Genomic DNA, 19,429 nt, shown 5'->3' on the forward strand with positions numbered 1-19,429 from the left:
GTCGGCGGCCTGGATCGAGCTAGGCGCCGGCCGCCCGGATCTGTCCCGGGCCATCGATTACCGGCGGGTTCTCGAAAGCACTGATGAAAAACTCCCCAGTGTCCTCGGGATCGTCCATGCGCTCCCGGTACTGAGACCCGACCTGCTCCCGAACCCCAGGCACCGGAGCAACCCCCTGCTCCCGAACCTCAGGCACAGGCGGCGTCCCAACCCGCTCACCCCTACGCTCAGCCTGCCCTCCGGCCGCCGCTCCCCGCGATTCCCCAACCTCACCTTGCGACGAGTCCGCCCCACCCGACCCCATCGACTCCGCACCCGGTGCCTGCGGCGCGGCTGCCTGCCCACTCGGTGCCTGAGGCGCGGCCGCCTGCCCACTCGGCGCCTGCGGCGCGGCTGCCTGCGCACTCGGTGCCGACGGCCCGGTCGGCTTCGACTCCTCGCCACCCGCCTCAGGCGCGCTCGCCTGGCCCCCGCTCTTCACCACCGGCTGAGCGGTCCCCAGCTGCCCACCCGACGCTCCAGCTGCTCCAGCCGCCGCCGCTCCAGCCGCCGCCGCTCCAGCCGCCGGCCCTCCGGCCGCCGGTCCGCTCGGTGCCTGCGGGCCCGCCGGCTTCGGCTCCTCCGGGCGCGCCTCGGGCTCTGCCTGCTGCGCAGTCTGCACCGGCACCTGCTGCGTCTCCTGCTCAGCCTCGTCCACCGGAGCCGCCGCCTCCGACTCCCCACCCGATGCCGCCGCTGCTCCACCCGATGCCGCGGTTGATCCGCCCGCGTCCCGCGTGCCCGCCGCCTCCTGCGTTCCCGCCGGCTGCTCGCTCGGCGTCTGCGGTGCGGCCGCCTCCTGCGTTCCCGCCTGCTGCTCGCTCGGCGTCTGCGGTGCGGCCGCCTCCTGCGTTCCCGCGGTCTGCCCGCTCGGTGCTTGCGGGCTCGGCTCTTCCGGGCGTGCCTCGCGCTCTGCCTGCTGCGCCGCCCGCACCTGCTGTGTCTCCTGCTGCTCAGACACGGGCGCCTGCTGCGTGGGCTGCTCGGTTTCGCGCACCGGGACCTGCTGTGTCTCCTGCTCAGCCGCGCCCGCTGCCGCCGCGCCAGCGCTCATCGGGACCTGCGTGACCTGCTCGTCCTCGGCCATCGGCTGCTCCGACGCCTCGGCTACCCGCGGTTCGGCCTCAGGCTGCTTCTCTTGCTGGGGTTCCGCGGTCGGCACCTGCGTGGTCTCGTCGCGATCGGTCGGCACGAGCTCCGTGTCATCACCGAACTCGTTGCCCTCAGCATCGTTGTTCATGCCGCGGAACTGCGCCGTGTTCTCCGCCGTACCAGCCGCCGGGAACTGCGCCGTCTGCTCATCCGCCTGACTCCGCGGTCGCACCGGCTCCGGGTCCTCGTCGAACAGGTCGTCGAACCGGCTCCGGCTCTCGTACGTCTCGGCGTACTGCCCCGGATAGGTGCTCCCGGCAACCGGATACAAAGCGGCCGCGTCCGCCTCCTGTTGCGCCTGCACGGCCTCCTGCTCCTGCTGCAGCCGCTCGGCCTCCGCGCGCTCCCGCCGGCGGCGCTGCGTGCTCTGCACGATCAGCTGGATCCCGTAGACCAGCGAGATCACCGCCAGGATCGGTACGACGCCGTTCAGCGTGTACTGCTTGGAGCCGTCGATCATCCCGTTGGTGACCCCGGGGACGTCGTTCAGGAAGTTCGTCGTCCGGTTCGGGATCCACAGCCAGCAGTAGATCAGCGTGCCGAACGCGATGAACGCACCGAGTGCGCCCGCGCCGGAGAAATACGACACGACGGTCCAGAAGATGAGCGCGCCGATGCCGTAGGCGAGCGCCATCTCCTTCACATTCAGCTCGATGCCGCCGGGCGCCGCGAGAACTCCGAACACAGCCGGGCCGGCCAGCGCAACGGCCACTCCGAGCAAGAAACCGAGAAACTTGGACACACCCCCAAGGTAGCGACGTTTTGCCGTCACACCCCGCAGACACTTCGGCACGTGCAGAAGGGCAAACGCTTGCGACAGAAGGCAGCGGCCACATCGGGTGACCTAGGCTGAGCGCCTGTGGAGCGACCGAACATCGTGGTGATCCTGTCCGACGAGCACACCGGTTCCGCAGCGGGTTGGGCCGGTCACCCGCGGATACAGACGCCGCATCTCGACCAGCTGGCAGCGCAGAGCGTGTCGTTCGACCGCGCCTACACGAACAGTCCGATGTGCGTTCCGTCGCGGTTGTCGCTGATGACGGGGCGATACGTGCACCAGATCGGGGCTTGGGACAACGGTGTCATCCCCGGTCCGGACTTCCGCTCGTGGGGACATCATGTGCGTGACTACGAGACGGTGATCGCGGGCCGCACCCACTTCAACGGTCCGGATCGCCTGCTGGGCTTCGACCGCCGCCTGACGGACGACCTCGACTTCTGGATCGACCACAGCGGCCGCCCACCTCGTCGTACGGCGGAGTGGCGCCGACCCACCAATTCACATGTCACCGAGTACGGCGCTGGTGAGCACGTCCACACCCGTCACGACGTCGCGGCCACCGATGCAGCGCTCGACTTCCTCCGCGATCCCGGCAAGGAGCCGTACCTGCTCTATGTCGGCTACATGCATCCACACTTCCCGCTGGTCGCACCACCGGAGTTCCGCGACCTCTACGACCCGGCCGACGTTGAGCTTCCGCCCGCTCCGTCCGACGACCAGCATCCGGTGATCTCGCTGCTGCGCCACGGCTTCCGCAACGATGAGCCCATCACGGAGGAACAGGCACGCGAGGCGACCGCTTGCTACTGGGCCCTGATCAGCCATCTCGACCACCAGGTCGGCCGGCTGCTGGCGGCGATCCCTGACGACACGGTCGTCCTCTACATCAGCGACCACGGGGAGATGGCCGGCCATCACGGCATCTGGCAGAAGCAGTGCTTCTACGAACCCGCTGTCCACATCCCGTTCCTGCTTCGCCACCCCGCACTGGACCCGGCCCGGACCACGGCACCGGTGAGCCTGATCGACGTACTCCCGACGCTCCGGGCGATCGCCGGTCTGGCTCCCGACCCGACCTTGCCGGGCACAAGTCTGCTGGGTCCCGTCCCGGTCGACCGCCCGATTCTCTCGGAGTACCACGCCCAGGGCATGATCAACGCGGGCTACATGCTGAGGTCCGGTCCCTGGAAGTACTGCTACTACGGACCGACCGACCCGCCGCAGCTCTTCGACCTGGACGCCGACCCGTTGGAACTACACGACCTGGTCAGCCGTCGACCCGACATGGTCGCCAGGCTCGACGCCGCTCTCAGAGCGATCCTCGACCCCGATCAGACCAACGACCGCGCGCACGCCGAGCAGGCAGCGCGAGCTGACTGAACGACCGTCTGTGCTGGTAGTGACGTCAGACGCTCAGGCCGTACGTGATGGCCGTGGGCGGTTCCTCGATGTGGTTGATGTCCGGTGAGCGCTCGTACTCTTCCCACGCCAGCATGCGGTCCAGGTGCCGCCGGATCGGCTCGACCACCTCGGTGACTGTGACATCACGGCCGAGCTCCTTCGACAGCGTGGTGACGTCGGCGTCCGAGATCCCGCACGGCACGATCCGGTCGAACCACGTCAGGTCGTTGTCGCAGTTCAAGGCGAACCCGTGCATCGTGACGCCCTGCGCGACCCGGATCCCGATCGCGGCGATCTTCCGCTCCCGGCCACGGTCGTCGGCCGCCACCCAGACCCCGCTGCGACCCTTGACCCGCCCGGTCTTCACCCCGAGCTCGGCGCAGACCGCGATCAGCGCCTCCTCCAGCCGCCGGACGTAGTCCACGACGTACACATGTGAGGCCAGCTTCACGATCGGGTAGCCCACCAGCTGCCCCGGACCGTGCCAGGTGATCTTGCCGCCGCGGTCCACGTCGACCACCGGCGTCCCGTCCAGCGGCCGCTCCTGCGGCTCGGTCCGCTTGCCCGCCGTGTACACCGGTGGGTGCTCGAGCAGGATGACCGTGTCCGATCCGGTGCCCTCGGCAACTTCCGAATGCAGGCGTCGCTGCTCGGCCCACGCGGTCTCGTAGTCCACCGCGTCGGCGCCGAAGCCGGCCTCCAGATACTTGATAGCCCTCACGTCTTCGAGTGTATGCGTCCCTGACTCCCGCCGTTCGCCGCCGTCCACAGGCCGCCGCCGATCAAGCCGTCGTACGGCGGCCGGCGGGGTGTGCTGTGGATAACTTCCGGGGGCGTGGTCGCGATTCGTGCACTCTCTTGGGCATGGACCTCGACGACATCGCCGGCTACAGCCTGCGCCGGAAGCTCGGGTCCGGATCAGCCGGCGGCGTCTGGCAGGTCCGCGACCTGGCCTCCGGCCGCAACGCCGTGCTCAAACGCGTCCCCGTCAGTGCGATCTCAGACCTGGAGGAGCTTCGTGAACAACTCTTCATCCTGCAACGCGTCAATCATCCCCATCTCGCGCGTCTCCTGGAGCTCCGCGAAACCGAATCCGAGTGGCTCCTGTTCGGCCAGTACGTCGCGGCCGGCACCCTCACCAGCCTGCTCGGCCGCCGTGGCGCCCTGTCCACCGGCGAACTGGTCACGCTCCTCAGCCCGCTGGCGGAAGCGCTCGACCACCTCCATCGCTCCGGCCTCACCCACGGCCGAGTCACCGCGCCGAATGTCATGTTCGACTCCGCCGGCCGCCCTGTCCTCACCGACCCCGTCATCCATCCGCACCTCAACCCCGGAGCCAAGTCCCCGGCACCCACCGACGACCTCACGGCTCTGACCCACCTCGCCCATCAGTCCGGCGGCAGTCCTGCCCTCTTCCCACCAACGCTGTTCACCACGGGCGGGACCCGTGACCTCCTGGCCCTCGACGCCCCCGCCCCAATCGACCTCGCCTTTCCCGAGCCGGAGAACGGCCCGGACACCACCAAGCCACCCACCGACGACGATGACCCCGTCCAACGCTCCCGAGGCCCGCTGACCCCATCGCCACCAGATGAGTCAGCAACCGACTCCGTGCAACCAACCAGGCCACAGCCCACCCCACCCAAGCCCGTTCCGCGCCTCCCCAAACCCTCTCGCCGCCCCACATCCCGTCGCCCCAGGCTCAGCCGCCGGACCGCCACCGCACCCACGAACCCCCTCGACCGCCTAACGCCCAGGCAACCCGCGTCCGAGCCGCCTGCGCCACCTCCCTCGACACCAACCACGAACTCGTCCGGCCTGCCTCCACCAGGACGTCGCCGACCACGCCGTCGCGTCTGGCGCCGGAAGCACACGTTCTGGCGACGCAGGTTCCCCCACCCCGCGTGCGGCGTACTAGCCGCAGCAGGACTCGGCGCAGCGGTCGTGCTCGTCCTCGGCCTACTCACAGTCGGCGCACTCGACAACCAACCCACCCCAACGGCCGCCACAGAGCCAGCCACAACCCCACCCCAGCAGGCCCCAACCCCACCACCGTCGCAGACCTCAACTCCAGCACCCGCGCAAACCTCGACCGCGTCTCCGCAGCCTTCAACACCCTCGCGCCCGCCACGGCCGGCTGAGACCGCGGACTGGGTGCGCACTCTGCAAGCTCTGGATGCCCAACGGGCACAGGCGTTCTGGGCTCTGGAACCGAGCCTTCTCGACAAGATCTACGTACCAGGGAGCAAACCGTGGACCTCCGACCGCGCCCTCATCGTGGCCTACAGCAAGCAACAGCTCCGGGTCCAGGGACTCCGCATCCGGATCGACTCCACCACGGTGGAGCGCCGCACAACAACGAGTGTCACGCTCCGGACCGTCGACCACCTGATCGCCGGCAGCCTCGTGGACCGTCACGGCACCAGCACCCCTCTGCCACCGGCCACGCCTACGACAAGGCTCATCACCCTCACCACGAACCCCAGCACACCCGCGTGGCGAATAGCCGCCATCACCAACGTCTGACGACCAAGGCGCGCCCCACCGCGAGCCGTGCGTCAGCTGCTGAGAGCGGCCGACAGCGCAGCGGTGACGGTGGGGTGGTGGAACGTGAAGTTCGTGGACTGGAGGCGCGTCGGGATGGTGCGCTTGCTGCCCAGGAGTTCCCAGACGCATTCACCGAGCACGGCCTTCATCAGGAACCCGGGAATCGGGAAGAAGGCGGGCCGGTGCAGCGCGGTTGCCAAGGCCTCGGTGAACTCCAGGTTCGTCACAGGCATCGGCAGCGTGACGTTGACCGGCCCGCTGATCGAGTCGGTCTCGGCGACGTGCCGGACCGCGCGGAGCCAGTCGGTCAGAGAGACCACCGGGAAGTACTGCGTGCCTGGTCCCAGCCGGCCACCTAGACCGAGGCGGAAAGGAAGCGAGATCAATTGAAAGGCCGGAGCCTTGCGATCGAGGACCACGCCAGTACGCAGGGACGCGACACGGCTGCCGGCTTCGCGGGCGGGTTCGAGCGCGCCTTCCCAGAGGCGGACGACGTCGGACAGGAACCCTTCGCCCAGCTCGGAGTCCTCGGTGAGGATGCGGTCTCCACGGTCCATTCCATAACCGCCCACGCCGCTCTGACTGACGAGCACCGGCCTGCGCTCGAGCTGGCCGGCGACGGCAGCCAACGTCGCGGTCGTACTGACTCGGCTCTCGCGCAGGGTCCTGCGGTACGTCGGAGTCCACGGGCGGCCGATGTTCGCGCCGGCGAGGTTCACCAGGACATCGGGCTCGCCGAGTGCGGCCGGGTCCAGGTCACCTCGCGCCGGGTCCCACTGGATCTCGTCCGGCTTGGCCGGCGTACGACGTACCAGGCAGTGGACCTGGTGGCCGTCGGCGACCAGGTCGCGGGCGAGTGCGGTGCCGAGGAAGCCGGATGCGCCGGCCAGGACGTACTTCATCCAGCGTGCTCCTTCGTCGGGTTCGGCGGTGTCCTGCTGGGTGCTGACGGCGGTGCCCAGGCCCAAACGGGCGTGAACGGAAGAGGCGCCGGTGCTCGCCTCGGGGAGACGGACACCGGCGCCATCAACGGATCAGACGTCGAACTGGGCCTCTTCGAGGCGCTGCTTGACGGCGGTCAGGTAGCGGGCCGCGTCGGCGCCGTCGACCAGTCGGTGGTCGTAGGTGAGCGCGAGGTAGACCATCTGCCGGATCGCGATCGTCTCGCCGAGCTCCGGGTGGGTGATGACGACCGGGCGCTTGACCACGGCGCCGGTGCCGAGCATGCCGACCTGCGGCTGGTTCAGGATCGGGGTGTCGAACAGCGCGCCCCGGCTGCCGGTGTTGGTGATGGTGAACGTGCCGCCCGCCATCTCGTCCGGCAGCACCTTGTTGTTGCGGGTGCGGTCGGCCAGATCCGCGATCCGCTTCGCCAGGCCGGCGATGTTCAGGTCCCCGGCGTTGTGCACGACCGGGACCATCAGGCCCTTCTCCACGTCCACCGCGATGCCGAGGTGCTCGGCGGCGTGGTACGTGATCTCGCCCTTCTCTTCGTCGATCGATGCGTTCAGCTTCGGGTACTGCTTCAGCGCGTCGATCGCGGCGAGGGCGAAGAACGGCAGGAAGGACAGCTTGACGCCCTCGCGGGCCTCGAACTCGGCCTTCTTCGCGTTCCGCAGCTTGGCGATCTCGGTGACGTCGACCTCGACCACGGTGGTCAGCTGGGCCGAGACCCTCAGCGAGTTGACCATGTGGGCCGCGATCGCCTTGCGGATCCGGCTCATCTTCTCGGTGGTGCCGCGCAGCGGGCTGACCGTCGGAGCCTGCGCCGCAGGAGCTGTGGCAGCTGCCGGGGCGGCGGCGGGTGCGGTCGCGGCAGCCTTCTTCGCCTCGGCGGCGGCGATCACGTCCTGCTTGCGGATCCGGCCGCCGACGCCGGTGCCCTGGACAGCGTTGAGGTCGACCTGGTGCTCGGCCGCGAGCTTGCGGACCAGCGGGGTGACGTAGTTCGGGCCGTCAGACGACGATCCGTTCGCCGACGCGGCGACCGGAGCAGCGGCAGGAGCCGGAGCCGGGGCGGCCTGCGGGGCCGGCGCAGCGGCTGGCGGCTGAGAGGCGGGAGCCTGGGCGGCCGGTGCCTGGGCAGCCGGTGCGGGTGCAGCGGCCGGTGCCTGAGCAGGCGGGGCGGCCTGCGGTGCCGGGGCGGCCTGCGGCGCGGGCGCGGCCGGGGCCTGAGCTGGCGCCTCGGCCTGGGCCGGGGCCGCGGCGGCGGGAGCCGCAGCGGGTGCGGGGGAGGAGGCCGGGGCAGCGTCGCTGGAGCCGACAATCGCCAGCTCGGCGCCGACCTCGACGGTCTCGTCCTCGGCGACCTTGATCTCGAGCAGCTTGCCCGCGATCGGCGACGGGATCTCGGTGTCGACCTTGTCGGTGGAGACCTCGAGCAGCGGTTCGTCCACCGCTACGTCGTCACCGACCTGCTTCAGCCAGCGGGTGACCGTGCCCTCGGTGACACTCTCGCCGAGCGCCGGCAGCGTCACCGACGTACCGGAGGCGGAGCCACCGCCGGAGGACTCGGCCGGGGCCTCGGCGGCCGGAGCGGCCTCAGCCGGGGCGGCCTGCGGTGCTGGGGCAGCCTGGGGTTCGGGCGCAGCCTCCGCGGCAGGAGCCGGAGCCTCGGCAGCCGGAGCGGCCTCAGCCGGAGCGGCCTCAGCCGGAGCGGCCTCGGCCGGGGCGGCCTCAGCCGGGGCGGACTCGGCCGGAGCGGCCTCGGCCTCGGCGGGCGCGGAGTCGGCCGGAGCGGAGCCCGAGCTCTCGCCGGCGTCGCCGATCACCGCGAGCTCGGCGCCGACCTCGACGGTCTCGTCCTCGGCGGCCTTGATCTCCAGCAGAGTGCCGGCCACGGGCGACGGGATCTCGGTGTCGACCTTGTCGGTCGAGACCTCCAGCAGGGGCTCGTCGACGGCAACCGTGTCACCGACCTGCTTGAGCCAGCGGGTGACGGTTCCTTCGGTGACGCTCTCCCCGAGGGCCGGCAGGGATACAGAGGTCGGCATGACGGTCGTTGCTCCTTCGTCTGATCGGTCGAGTGTCAGCCTACGGGGCCGCCGGAGCGAGCGGGATCCGGGTTACAGCGGACGCGCACGCCCCGCGGCCTCAAACCTACTCGGACAGTCCAGTGGCTGCCCGGCCATCTCAATCGTGGAAATGCAGTGCCTTTCCGGCCAGCGCGAGGTGGGCTTCGCCCAGGGCCTCGTTCTGCGTCGGGTGGGCGTGCACCAGCGGTGCGACGTCGGCCGGGTAGGCCTCCCAGTTGTAGATCAGCTGGGCCTCGCCGATGAGTTCGCCGACGCGGGAGCCGACCATGTGCAGGCCGACGACCGCGCCCTCCTTGGCACGGACGAGCTTCACGAAACCGGAGGTCTTCAGGATCTGGCTCTTGCCGTTCCCGCCGAGCGGGTAGTTCAGCGTCTCGACCTCGCCGTACTTCGCCTTCGCCTGCTCCTCGGTCAGACCGACCGACGCGACCTCCGGCTCGGAGTACGTCACCCGCGGGATGCCGGCCTCGTCGATCGGGGTCGGGTTCAGGCCGGCGATGTGCTCGGCAACGAAGATGCCCTGCTGGAAGCCGCGGTGCGCGAGCTGCAGACCGGGCACGATGTCGCCGACCGCATAGACGCCAGGCACGCTGGTCTGCAGCGTCTGGTCGACGGTGACGAAGCCACGGTCGAGCGCGACACCGACCTCCTCGTAGCCGAGACCGGCCGTGTTCGGTCCGCGGCCGACCGCGACCAGCAGCACCTCCGCCTCGATCACCTCGCCGCCCGCGACGCTGACCTTGACGCCGGTATCGGTCACGGCGACAGACTCGAACGCGGTGCCGGTCTTGAAGGCGATCTTGCGCTTGCGGAACGCCCGCTCCAGGGCCTTGCTCGCGTCGGCATCCTCCGCCGGGACGAGCCGGGGCAGTGCCTCGACGATCGTGACCTTGGTACCGAACGAGGTCCAGGCGGAGGCGAACTCGACGCCGATCACACCGCCACCCAGCACGACGGCGGATTCCGGGACCCGGTCCAGCGTCAGCGCGTGCTCGCTGGCGATCACCCGGTCGCCGTCGAGCTCCAGGCCAGGCAGAGACCGCGAGTACGAGCCGGAGGCAAGGATGACGTTCTTACCGGTGTACGTCGTGTCGCCGACCTGGACGGTGGTGGGGGAGGTGAGGCGGCCTTCGCCCTCGATCACGGTGATGCCGCGGGCCTTCAACTGGCCCTGCAGGCCCTTGAACAGCCGGTCGACGACGCCGTCCTTGTACTTGTTCACCCCGCCCATGTCCACGCCCTCGAGCGTGGTGCGGACACCGAACTGTTCACCTTCGCGGGCCGAATCGGCCACCTCGGCGGCGTGCAGGAGGGCCTTGGTCGGGATGCACCCACGGTGCAGACAGGTCCCGCCCACCTTGTCCTTCTCCACTACAGCGACGGACAGGCCGAGCGTGGCGGCCCGCAGTCCGGCGGCGTAGCCACCGCTGCCTCCACCAAGAATCACCAGGTCGTACGTCGTACTGCTGTCTGCCGTGTTCGTCACAGGTTCCTCCGTGGGCGTCTGGTCGGCGGGCCGGCCCCGGATCGCGGTTTCGGCCCGGCGACATCTTTTCACCGCCGCGGCCGGGCGCCTCCGCCGGGCCGGTCGCAGGGCGTGCCGCTGGGTGCCTGGGTTGTGGTGTTAGGGATACTTTGCCTATGAAGTGGTTCGGTCGCCGGCAGAAGCCGGGCACGATGCGCCGGTCGGAGAATCCGGATCAGGCGCACCTTCGGGAGTTCGCTCAGACCCGCCAGGGCGTCGAGGGGTTCGTCGAGCCGCGTACGGCGGTGACCGAATACACCCTGCTGCTGGTCGCCATCGACGGCGAGTGGACGCGGCGCCGGGTGCCGTCGGTCCAGTGGGCGCACAACTTCGCCAACAAGCTGGGGATCCCGTCGTACGACGCCGCGGTGGTCGGCTACCCGCCTCGCATGCGCGAATACAACGCCCGGATGAAGAAGAACGGGCTGAGCTGAGCCGTCCCGCTGCCGCGGACGGCGCCGGTGGGTGCAGATGAAGGATCAGCACGAGTTCTTCGCGACCGGCAACCTCGCGTGGACGGACGCGGGTGGAGGCATCGCCGAGAAGGTGCTCAGCCGCGACAACGAGAACGGCGACCTGACCCGGCTGGCCCGATGGGCTCCCGGCACCACGTCGGGCGCCGGCGTCATCAGGCACGAGTACGTCGAAGAGGTCTATCTGCTCGAGGGCTCGCTGACCGATCTCACCCTCGAGCAGACCTTCGGCCCCGGCGACTACGCCTGCCGGCCGCCGGGGATGCCGCACGGCCCGTACACGACGGCCGACGGCTGCACCATGCTCGAAATCCGCTACTCAGCTCGCTGAGGCGGCCAGCTCCACCAGGGTGCGAACGGCGTACCCGGTGCCGCCGGTGGGGGTGTAGCCGGACGGCCCGCCGTCGTTGAAGGCCGGGCCGGCCACATCGAGATGCACCCAGTCGATGCCCTCAGCAACGAAGTCGCCGAGGAACGCGGCTGCGGCCAGCGCGCCGCCCCACGGCTCACCGGTGATGTTGGCCAGGTCGGCGACCTTGGAGTGCGACTTCAGCTTGTCCAGCATCTCGGCCGGGATCGGCAGCGGCCACATCGCCTCGCCGGCGGTGAGCGCGGCGTCGACCACCCGGTCCCGCGCGGTGTCGGTGTTCGCGAACGCGCCTGCCACCTTGGTGCCCAGGGCAACGACGCAGGCGCCGGTCAAGGTGGCCACGTCGATGATCAGGTCAGGCTCGTCCTCGGACGCGCGGACCAGTGCGTCGCCGAGCACGAGCCGGCCCTCGGCGTCGGTGTTCAGCACCTCGACGGTCTTGCCGCCGTACATGGTCAGGACGTCGGACGGGCGTGCCGCGGACCCGGACGGCATGTTCTCGGCCATCGCGGCGTACGCGGTCACCTGGACCGGCAGCCCGAGGCGCGCGATCGCGACGGTCGCACCGAGCACCGCGGCGGCGCCGGCCATGTCGGACTTCATGCTGACCATGCCGGTGGAGGTCTTCAGCGACAGGCCGCCGGAGTCGAAGGTGATGCCCTTGCCGACGAAGGCCAGGTGCGTCACCGGCTTCTTCGGCGTGTAGCTCAGCCGGACCAGCCGCGGGGGATTCGTCGAGCCCTGGCCGACGCCGAGGATGCCGCCGTACCCGCCCTTGGCCAGAGCCTTCTCGTCCAGCACCTCGACCTTGACGCCGTACTCCTTGCCGAGCTTCAGCGCCTGCGCGGCGAACTCGACCGGGTGCAGGTCCGACGGCGGGGTGTTGACCCAGTCGCGCACCTGGTGCACCGCGTCGGCGGTGACCTCGGCCCGCTCGAGCGCGGCCTTGGCCTCCTTCGTCCGGGCCAGGTCGGTGAGCACGACGAGGTTGCCGGGGACGTCGGACGGGCTGTCCGATTTGTACGCGGTGAACGAGTAGCGGCCGAGTAGTGCGCCCTCGGCGACCGCGCGGATGCACTCGACGTCCGGCGTCGGCAGCGCGAGCGCGACGGACTGGGCCGTCTTCGCGGCGCGTACGCCGGTGCCGGCCGCGGCCCGCAGGTCCTCGGTCTTCAGTTCGCCGTCGGGGGCCGCGCCGAGACCGACCGCGATCAGGCCGGCCGACTTGCCCGGCTTCGGTCCGGGCACCTTGGTGACCTCACCGGATTTGCCGGTGGCGCCGAGGTCGGACAGCACCTCCACCAGCTTCCCGCCGTACGCGGCGTTCAGCGACTCGGTGCCGGCGGGCAGGGTGACGCCGCCGCCGAGTTTGACCACGCCGATGACCACGGCGTCGGTCTTGACACCGGCCGCATCCGACTTGCTCAGGGTGATGGTGCTCACGAAATCCTCAGTCCTCCTTGACCGCGCCGGGCAGACGGCCGGCCGTGACGGTACGTGAATGCTGCCTCCGCATGCTACGCGTCGGGTAAGTTCCGCTCCATGACCGCGTCAGCCGAATTGAAGAAGTCCCAGTTGCACGAGCGCCACGTCGCGCTCGGCGCCAAGTTCGCCGAGTTCGGCGGCTGGGAGATGCCGCTGGAGTACGGCGGTGTCGTCGCCGAGCACACCGCGGTGCGTACCTCTGTAGGGGTCTTCGACGTGAGCCATCTGGGCAAGGCGACAGTGAAGGGGCCGGGGGCAGCGGCGTACGTGAACTCCTGCCTGACCAACGACCTGGGCAAGATCGCGCCGGGACAGGCGCAGTACACACTGTGCTGTAACGAGCGCGGGGGAGTGGTCGACGACCTGATCGCCTACCTGCATGCCGACGACGACGTGTTCCTGATCCCGAACGCGGCCAACACCGCCGAGGTGGTCCGGCTGCTGCAGGCGGACGCGCCGGAGGGCGTCGTGGTGACCAACACCCACGACGACTACGCGATTCTCGCGGTGCAGGGGACCAACAGCGACGACGTGGTGTCCGCCATCGGTCTGCCGATCGGCCACGACTACATGTCTTTCACGACGGCCGAGTTCGCCGGTACGCCGGTCGTGGTCTGCCGCACCGGTTACACGGGTGAGCGCGGATACGAGCTCGTCGTACCGAACCAGGCCGCGGTTGCGGTGTTCGACGCGTTGCTGGCGGCCGGAGCGCCGTACGGGATCGTGCCGGCCGGACTGGGTGCGCGGGACACGCTGCGGACCGAGATGGGGTACCCGCTGCACGGTCAGGACATCACTCCGGACATCACCCCTGTGCAGGCGCGGTCCGGCTGGGCCGTGGGGTGGAAGAAGGAGCACTTCTGGGGAGACGAGGCGCTGCGCGCGGAGAAGGAGCGTGGACCGGCCCGGATCCTGCGCGGACTGCGTGCCGCCGGACGAGGGATCCCGCGGCCGCACATGACCGTGCTGGACCAGTCCGGCACCACTCTCGGCGAGGTCACGTCCGGAACGTTCTCACCGACGCTGAAGAAGGGCATCGCGCTGGCGCTGCTCGACGCGACGGTGAAGGAAGGCGACCAGGTGGTCGTCGACATCCGTGGCCGGCAGGAGACCTTCGATGTGGTCAAGCCACCCTTCGTCACCGTCCACGTACGGGAGAGCTGAAGGTCCTCGGGCCAAGATGTGACTACGGTGAGCAACCGGACACTGAATGTGTTCTGTCGTCACCGAGTGTTATAAGTTGGCACAAATTGGACACTGTCGGTGCTGTGCCGACGCATTTTGCGAACGAATGACTGCAGAGGGTGACGTCACGGGGCAAATGTTCCGTTCCGGTACCCGTTCCGGTAACGATTTGTGCACTGGTGCCGGGCACCGCTGGTTTGGTGTCACAGTGTCAGGCAGGCTTGCGCCCGGTTGTGGGGGAATCGGTGCTGTCAAGGGGATTTGACGGAGCCGCCCACAGAACAAAGGCTCGGCACGATATCCACCGATATGTGCCGGATCACCAGACCGAATCCGGTTGACAGAGCTGACGGAGCGCGAATGAGTATTGGGTCACCCGACTCGACCGTAGGTGTCGAGGACCACCCGGCGTCGGCGGAACCGGTACGGACCACTGCGACGCCGCACGGCAAGTCGCCGAGCCGGATCGCGTTCGACCGGCTGCGCAAGGACCGGGTCGCTGTGGCGTGTGCGTCGGTCGTGGTGTTCTTCATCCTCATTGCGGTGTTCGCACCGCTGCTGACCAAGCTGGAGGGGCAGAACTACAGCACCTTCCACACCGACCTCGTCGACGAGTTCGGCTATCCGACGATCTCCTTCAGTCCCGACCACTGGTTCGGGGTCGAGCCGAAGACGGGCCGCGACAGCTTCGCCCGCTGGGTGTACGGCGCCCGTCCGTCGCTGATCATCGCCTTCCTCGCAACCCTGTTCGGCACCGTCGTCGGTGTCGTGATGGGTCTGCTGGCCGGCTTCCTCGGCGGCTGGGTGGACCGGGTCATCTCGTGGCTGGTCGACTTCGTGCTGAGCCTTCCGTACCTGCTCTTCGCGATCGCGCTGGTGCCGATCGTCGAGTCGATGCGCGGCGGTTCGTTCAACCTGACCCCGCAGGAGCAGGCGCAGATCCGCTTCTACGTTCTGATCTTCGTCTTGTCGTTCTTCGGCTGGGCAGGACTGGCCCGGATCATCCGTGGTGAAGTCCTGTCGCTTCGCGAGCGTGAGTTCGTGCTCGCCGCCAAGGCGATCGGTGTCCCGACCCGGCAGGTCCTGTTCAAGGAACTGCTGCCCAACCTGGTCGCACCGATCGTCATCTCGGCCTCGCTGTCGTTGCCCGCGTACGTGACCGCAGAGGCCGGCCTGTCGTTCCTCGGTGTCGGACTGGTCGAGCCGATCCCCTCGTGGGGTCAGACGATCGCCGTCGCCACCAACTGGTTCAAGGCCGACCCGCTCTACCTCTGGTTGCCAGTGGTCGGGATCACCACTTTGGTGTTGTCCCTGGCCCTGCTCGGAGATGCGATCCGGGACGCCTTCGACCCCAAGACTCGCCGGTAGTTCGGCGATTGCCCCAGCGGCAGAAAAGGAGAAACCCGACCATGCAGTGGAAACGGATCACCGCAGTCGCGGCGACGGTCATGTTGGCCGCCGTGGCCTGTGGCAGCCCGTCCTCGAACAGCGGAACTAACAGTGGTGGGCAGGGCGACCTGGGTGGGGCCCAGGAAAAGGCGACTGACGCCACTGCGAAGGGCCCGGCCGCGGAAGTCGACGGAGCGAAGAAGGGTGGCACCGTCACGGTGCTGTCCGACGTCACGCCGGACACCTTCGACCCGACGAACATCTATTACACCGACGGCAACCAGATCAGCAAGCTGATGTTCCGGACGCTGACCCAGTACCGATTGGACGGGGACAGCCACAAGCCGGTCCTCGTCCCGGACCTCGCCGAGGACCTGGGTACGAAGTCGGCCGACGGCCTGACCTGGACCTTCAAGCTGAAGAAGGGCATCAAGTACCAGGACGGCACGGAGGTGAAGGCCGCCGACTACGCGTACGCGATCAAGCGCTCCTTCGCTCACGACCTGTACGACGCCGGACCGACGTACCAGCTGCAGTTCTTCAAGGACGGCGACAAGTACAAGGGCCCGTACGGCGCCGGTGGCGCGAACTACGCGGGTGTCGAGACGCCGGACGAGAGCACGCTGGTCATCAAGCTGGCGAAGAAGTTCGACGACCTGCCGTTCTACGTGGCGTTCCCGATGTTCACGCCGATCCCGCAGGCGAAGGACACGCAGAAGAACTACGAGCAGCGCCCGATGTCGACCGGCCCCTACAAGGTCGACTCCTACGTTCCGGGCACCGAGCTCAAGCTGTCGAAGAACCCGAGCTGGGACCCGAACACCGACCCGGTGCGGCACCAGTACGTCGACGCCTGGGACTTCAAGTTCGCCCAGGACACCATCAAGGCTCAGCGTCAGGTCCTGGCCAGCTCCGGCCCGGACGCCAACGCGCTGAACTACTCCAACCTGGACAGCACCCTGCTCGCCGAGGTCAAGGACCAGTCGCAGCTCGTCAAGGGCCCGTCCCCGTGCACCATCACGTACCCGATGGACACGCGGAAGATCCCGCTCGAGGTGCGCAAGCTGATCGCCAAGGCCTACCCGTACGACTCGTGGCGTAAGGTCGCCGGTCTGAACCCGGCCACCGACCCGCCGGCGTCGACGATCCTGCCGCCGGCCGTCCCGGGCTTCGTGAAGTACGAACTGCCGGGTCTGAACGGCACCGGTAAGGGCGCCGAGGACGACGCGGTGGCCGCCGAGGTCAAGTCCGAGCTGGGCAAGCTGGGCAAGGCGAACTTCGAGCTCAGCTGGTACTTCTCGATCGACGACCCGATCTCGACCCAGAGCAGCCAGCTGCGTCAGCAGGTGTTCGAGAAGGCCGGCTTCAAGGTCAAGACGATCGGTGTTCCGAAGGCCAAGCTGCGTACCTACGTCGGCAACCAGGACGCTCCGGTCAACATCGGCAAGACGCCGACCGGTTGGTGCTCCGACTGGCCGTCCGGCACCAGCTGGTTCCCGGTCCTCTTCCGCTCCGACGCGATCGCCCTGGGCAACAGCATCGGTCAGCTGGAGGACAAGGCGCTGGACGCCAAGATCGACGCGGTCTCGGCGAAGACTCCGGATGAGCAGCTGACGGAGTGGACGAAGATCGACAAGGACATCCTGGAGAATTACCTCCCGGCCTTGCCGCTGTACTACTCCAACACCGAGGCTCCGATGGGCAAGAACATCGGGCACGCGATCAACGACCCGACACAGGGTCTGCCGGAGTTCACCTCGATCTACCTGAAGCAGCCCTGATCGAGGCCCGTTCTGAAGCAGTAGTCATTCAATGAACGGTGGAGTGGTGCCCGGATCACGGTCCGGGCACCACTCCGATCGGTGAGGAGACAATCCCGTGCTCTACTTCGTGGCGCGCCGTCTGGTCAGCGCGCTCAGTGTCGTGTTGGTCACGCTGATCGCGACCTTCGCGCTGTTCTTCGTCGCGCCCACGGACCCAGCCGGCGCGATCTGCGGCGAGCGCAACTGCACCACGCAGCGCTACAACGAGATCAAGGCGAACCTTCACCTGGACAGGCCGAAGGTTCAGCAGTTCGCGGAGTACACCGCAGGCATCTTCACCGGCCGTGAATTCACCACCTCCGGCGTCAGCCAGCACTGCGCCGCGCCGTGCCTGGGCTTCTCGTTCAAGAACGACCGCCCGGTCACCGAGATGCTCAAGTCCCGCCTCCCGGTGACGGTGTCTCTGGTCGCCGGCTACGCCGTCCTGGTACTCACCATCGGCGTCTTCGTCGGATCGATGGCGGCGAAGAGACGCGGGACCCTGGGCGACCGCGCCCTGATGACCAGCACGCTGGTGGTCAGTTCGGTGCCCTACTACATCGTGGCGCTGATGATCGCGCTGTACCTGACCATCTTGTATCCGATCCTTCCACGAGGGGAATGGACCCCACCGTCGGAGAGCGTCGGGAAATGGTTTGCCGGCCTGCTCACCCCGTGGCTGGTGCTCGGTATCTACAACTGCACTTCCTACGCTCGGTACTCCCGCGGATCCATGGTCGAGACGCTGAGCGAGGACTTCATCCGGACCGCGCGGGCCAAGGGCCTGTCCGACCGGGTGGTCACCTACAAGCACGCGCTGCGGTCCGGCCTGATCCCGGTGATCACGATCTTCGGCCTCGACGTCGCGGGCAGCCTCGGCGGCGCGATCTTCACCGAGAAGATCTTCGGTCTGCCCGGCCTCGGCGTACTGGTGCTGGACAGCTTGAACAGTTACGACTTGCCGGTGATCATGGGCACCGTACTGGTGGCCTCGGTCGTGCTGGTCGCGATGAATTTCCTCGTGGACATCGGCTACAGCCTGATCGACCCGCGGGTGAGGCTTTCGTGAGCACACCTGCCCCTGAAGACCGGAAGGACAGCATGGTCGAGAGCGCAGCTGGCGAGTCACAGTCGACCGCGGCGGCCAAGCGTGGCCCGTCGGTCGCCACCCGTGAGCGTCGGCAGGCTTCGATCAACCCCAGCGGCGAGACGCCGTACCTGGTGGTCGAGGACCTGACGGTCAAGTTCCCGACCGCGGACGGTCTGGTCAGCGCGGTGAACGGGCTGAGCTACTCGGTCCCGCTCGGCCGGACGCTGGCGATCGTCGGCGAGTCCGGCTCCGGCAAGTCCGTGTCCAGCATGGCCGTGATGGGCCTGCACGACCGCAAACGCACCCGGATCACCGGCTCGATCCGGCTCGGCGGCGACGAGATCGTCGGCCTGTCCGAGCACGAGCTGATGAAGATCCGCGGTGACGCGGTGGCGATGGTGTTCCAGGACCCGCAGTCCTCGCTGCACCCGCTCTATACGGTCGGCAACCAGATCACCGAGGCCTACCGGGTGCACCACAAGGTGTCCAGGGACAAGGCGAAGAAGCGCGCTCTGGAGATGCTCGACCTGGTCGGCATTCCGAACCCGCAGCGCCGGTTCTCGCAGTACCCGCACGAGTTCTCCGGCGGTATGCGGCAGCGCGCGATGATCGCGATGGGTCTGGTCAACGACCCGAAGCTGGTCATCGCCGACGAGCCGACGACCGCTCTGGACGTGACGGTGCAGGCGCAGATCCTGGACCTGCTGAACAACCTGCAGAAGGAGTTCGGCTCCGCGATCGTGCTGATCACCCACGACCTGGGTGTGGTGGCCGAGATGGCCGACGACGTGCTGGTGATGTACGCCGGGCGTTGCGTCGAGTACGGCACCGCCGAGGACGTGCTGGCCAACCCGCGGATGCCCTACACCTGGGGTCTGCTCGAGTCGATCCCGACGGTGTCGGCGGCGAGCGAGCGGCTGCGCCCGATCAAGGGTCTGCCGCCGAGCCTGCTGAACCTGCCCGACGGCTGTTCCTTCAGCCCGCGCTGTCCGTACCAGGACCGGGTGAAGGGCGAGCGTTGCATCACCGACCTGCCGGAGCTGCTGCCGGTGGACGGCGCCGGTGCCCACACAGCCCGTTGTCACCTGCACGACAAGGCCACGATCTACGCGGCCGAGGTCGCGCCGAGACTGGGCTGACAGGGGGCTGAGGAGA

General features: G+C 68.5%; 15 protein-coding genes and 1 pseudogene. 10 read left to right on the forward strand and 6 right to left on the reverse strand.

Annotated features, from left to right (window positions below; translation table 11 throughout):
* Window positions 1-19: 19 nt before the first annotated feature.
* Entirely contained in the window at window positions 20-1,933 is a 1,914-nt protein-coding gene (locus tag ACIBG5_RS00490) for a hypothetical protein (protein WP_396389286.1), read from the reverse strand.
* A gap of 117 nt (window positions 1,934-2,050) precedes the next feature.
* On the opposite strand from ACIBG5_RS00490, the gene ACIBG5_RS00495 reads away from it, so the two are divergent.
* The gene (locus ACIBG5_RS00495) at window positions 2,051-3,352 is read left to right on the forward strand and encodes a sulfatase-like hydrolase/transferase (RefSeq protein WP_396389287.1); all 1,302 of its coding nucleotides are present in this window, start codon (window positions 2,051-2,053) and stop codon (window positions 3,350-3,352) included.
* 25 nt (window positions 3,353-3,377) lie between these two features.
* Here the strand turns inward: ACIBG5_RS00495 and lipB are convergent, their stop codons facing one another.
* Window positions 3,378-4,094, reverse strand: coding sequence for a lipoyl(octanoyl) transferase LipB (lipB, locus tag ACIBG5_RS00500; RefSeq protein WP_396389288.1), 717 nt, complete (start codon window positions 4,092-4,094; stop codon window positions 3,378-3,380).
* 143 nt (window positions 4,095-4,237) lie between these two features.
* Between lipB and ACIBG5_RS00505 the strand changes: the two are divergent.
* Window positions 4,238-4,618 (forward strand): annotated as a pseudogene (locus tag ACIBG5_RS00505) (protein kinase); the annotation flags it as partial.
* A gap of 909 nt (window positions 4,619-5,527) precedes the next feature.
* Window positions 5,528-5,899: a hypothetical protein gene (locus ACIBG5_RS00510; protein ID WP_396390776.1), complete on the forward strand. Its 372-nt coding sequence runs from the start codon at window positions 5,528-5,530 to the stop codon at window positions 5,897-5,899.
* 32 nt (window positions 5,900-5,931) lie between these two features.
* Here ACIBG5_RS00510 and ACIBG5_RS00515 read toward each other — a convergent pair whose 3' ends face one another.
* From ACIBG5_RS00515 to lpdA, 3 genes are all read right to left on the reverse strand, one after another.
* Entirely contained in the window at window positions 5,932-6,822 is an 891-nt protein-coding gene (locus tag ACIBG5_RS00515; RefSeq protein WP_396389289.1) for a TIGR01777 family oxidoreductase, read from the reverse strand.
* A gap of 132 nt (window positions 6,823-6,954) precedes the next feature.
* Window positions 6,955-8,913, reverse strand: a complete 1,959-nt coding sequence (sucB, locus tag ACIBG5_RS00520; RefSeq protein WP_396389290.1) for a 2-oxoglutarate dehydrogenase, E2 component, dihydrolipoamide succinyltransferase — start codon at window positions 8,911-8,913, stop codon at window positions 6,955-6,957.
* Window positions 8,914-9,052: 139 nt separating this feature from the next.
* Window positions 9,053-10,441 carry a dihydrolipoyl dehydrogenase gene (gene lpdA, locus ACIBG5_RS00525; RefSeq protein ID WP_396389291.1) on the reverse strand — a complete coding sequence of 463 codons (1,389 nt, stop codon included), beginning with the start codon at window positions 10,439-10,441 and terminating at the stop codon, window positions 9,053-9,055.
* Between the two features lie 155 nt (window positions 10,442-10,596).
* Between lpdA and ACIBG5_RS00530 the strand changes: the two genes are divergently transcribed.
* Window positions 10,597-10,914, forward strand: a complete 318-nt coding sequence (locus tag ACIBG5_RS00530) for a hypothetical protein (protein ID WP_131350737.1) — start codon at window positions 10,597-10,599, stop codon at window positions 10,912-10,914.
* Window positions 10,915-10,951: 37 nt separating this feature from the next.
* Complete coding sequence (locus tag ACIBG5_RS00535; RefSeq protein WP_396389292.1) at window positions 10,952-11,284, forward strand: cupin domain-containing protein; 333 nt, start codon at window positions 10,952-10,954, stop codon at window positions 11,282-11,284.
* Here the strand turns inward: ACIBG5_RS00535 and ACIBG5_RS00540 are convergent.
* A complete protein-coding gene (locus ACIBG5_RS00540) occupies window positions 11,273-12,766 on the reverse strand; it encodes a leucyl aminopeptidase (protein WP_396389293.1) in 1,494 nt (497 codons plus the stop codon). The two genes, ACIBG5_RS00535 and ACIBG5_RS00540, sit on opposite strands and share 12 nt — an antisense overlap.
* 99 nt (window positions 12,767-12,865) lie before the next feature.
* On the opposite strand from ACIBG5_RS00540, the gene gcvT reads away from it, so the two are divergent.
* The 5 genes from gcvT to ACIBG5_RS00565 all read left to right on the forward strand — a co-directional run bounded on the left by gcvT (window position 12,866) and on the right by ACIBG5_RS00565 (window position 19,413).
* Entirely contained in the window at window positions 12,866-13,972 is a 1,107-nt protein-coding gene (gcvT, locus tag ACIBG5_RS00545; protein ID WP_396389294.1) for a glycine cleavage system aminomethyltransferase GcvT, read from the forward strand.
* A 381-nt stretch (window positions 13,973-14,353) separates the two neighbouring features.
* Window positions 14,354-15,361 carry an ABC transporter permease gene (locus tag ACIBG5_RS00550; protein ID WP_396389295.1) on the forward strand — a complete coding sequence of 336 codons (1,008 nt, stop codon included), beginning with the start codon at window positions 14,354-14,356 and terminating at the stop codon, window positions 15,359-15,361.
* A 41-nt stretch (window positions 15,362-15,402) separates the two neighbouring features.
* A complete protein-coding gene (locus ACIBG5_RS00555) occupies window positions 15,403-17,163 on the forward strand; it encodes an ABC transporter substrate-binding protein (RefSeq protein ID WP_396389296.1) in 1,761 nt (586 codons plus the stop codon).
* A gap of 97 nt (window positions 17,164-17,260) precedes the next feature.
* Window positions 17,261-18,253: an ABC transporter permease gene (locus tag ACIBG5_RS00560; RefSeq protein WP_396389297.1), complete on the forward strand. Its 993-nt coding sequence runs from the start codon at window positions 17,261-17,263 to the stop codon at window positions 18,251-18,253.
* Window positions 18,250-19,413: an ABC transporter ATP-binding protein gene (locus ACIBG5_RS00565; protein WP_396389298.1), complete on the forward strand. Its 1,164-nt coding sequence runs from the start codon at window positions 18,250-18,252 to the stop codon at window positions 19,411-19,413. The genes ACIBG5_RS00560 and ACIBG5_RS00565 overlap by 4 nt, the downstream gene beginning before the upstream one ends.
* Window positions 19,414-19,429: the final 16 nt, after the last annotated feature.

This window comes from Kribbella sp. NPDC050241, assembly GCF_044459685.1.
Taxonomy (GTDB): domain Bacteria; phylum Actinomycetota; class Actinomycetes; order Propionibacteriales; family Kribbellaceae; genus Kribbella.

Bases quoted from the DNA above. Each gene is read 5' to 3' on its own strand.
- gcvT (WP_396389294.1), top strand. From the start codon at position 12,866: ATGACCGCGTCAGCCGAATTGAAGAAGTCCCAGTTGCACGAGCGCCAC.
- ACIBG5_RS00550 (WP_396389295.1), top strand. From the start codon at position 14,354: ATGAGTATTGGGTCACCCGACTCGACCGTAGGTGTCGAGGACCACCCG.
- ACIBG5_RS00555 (WP_396389296.1), top strand. From the start codon at position 15,403: ATGCAGTGGAAACGGATCACCGCAGTCGCGGCGACGGTCATGTTGGCC.
- ACIBG5_RS00515 (WP_396389289.1), bottom strand. From the start codon at position 6,822: ATGAAGTACGTCCTGGCCGGCGCATCCGGCTTCCTCGGCACCGCACTC.
- ACIBG5_RS00530 (WP_131350737.1), top strand. From the start codon at position 10,597: ATGAAGTGGTTCGGTCGCCGGCAGAAGCCGGGCACGATGCGCCGGTCG.
- ACIBG5_RS00535 (WP_396389292.1), top strand. From the start codon at position 10,952: ATGAAGGATCAGCACGAGTTCTTCGCGACCGGCAACCTCGCGTGGACG.
- sucB (WP_396389290.1), bottom strand. From the start codon at position 8,913: ATGCCGACCTCTGTATCCCTGCCGGCCCTCGGGGAGAGCGTCACCGAA.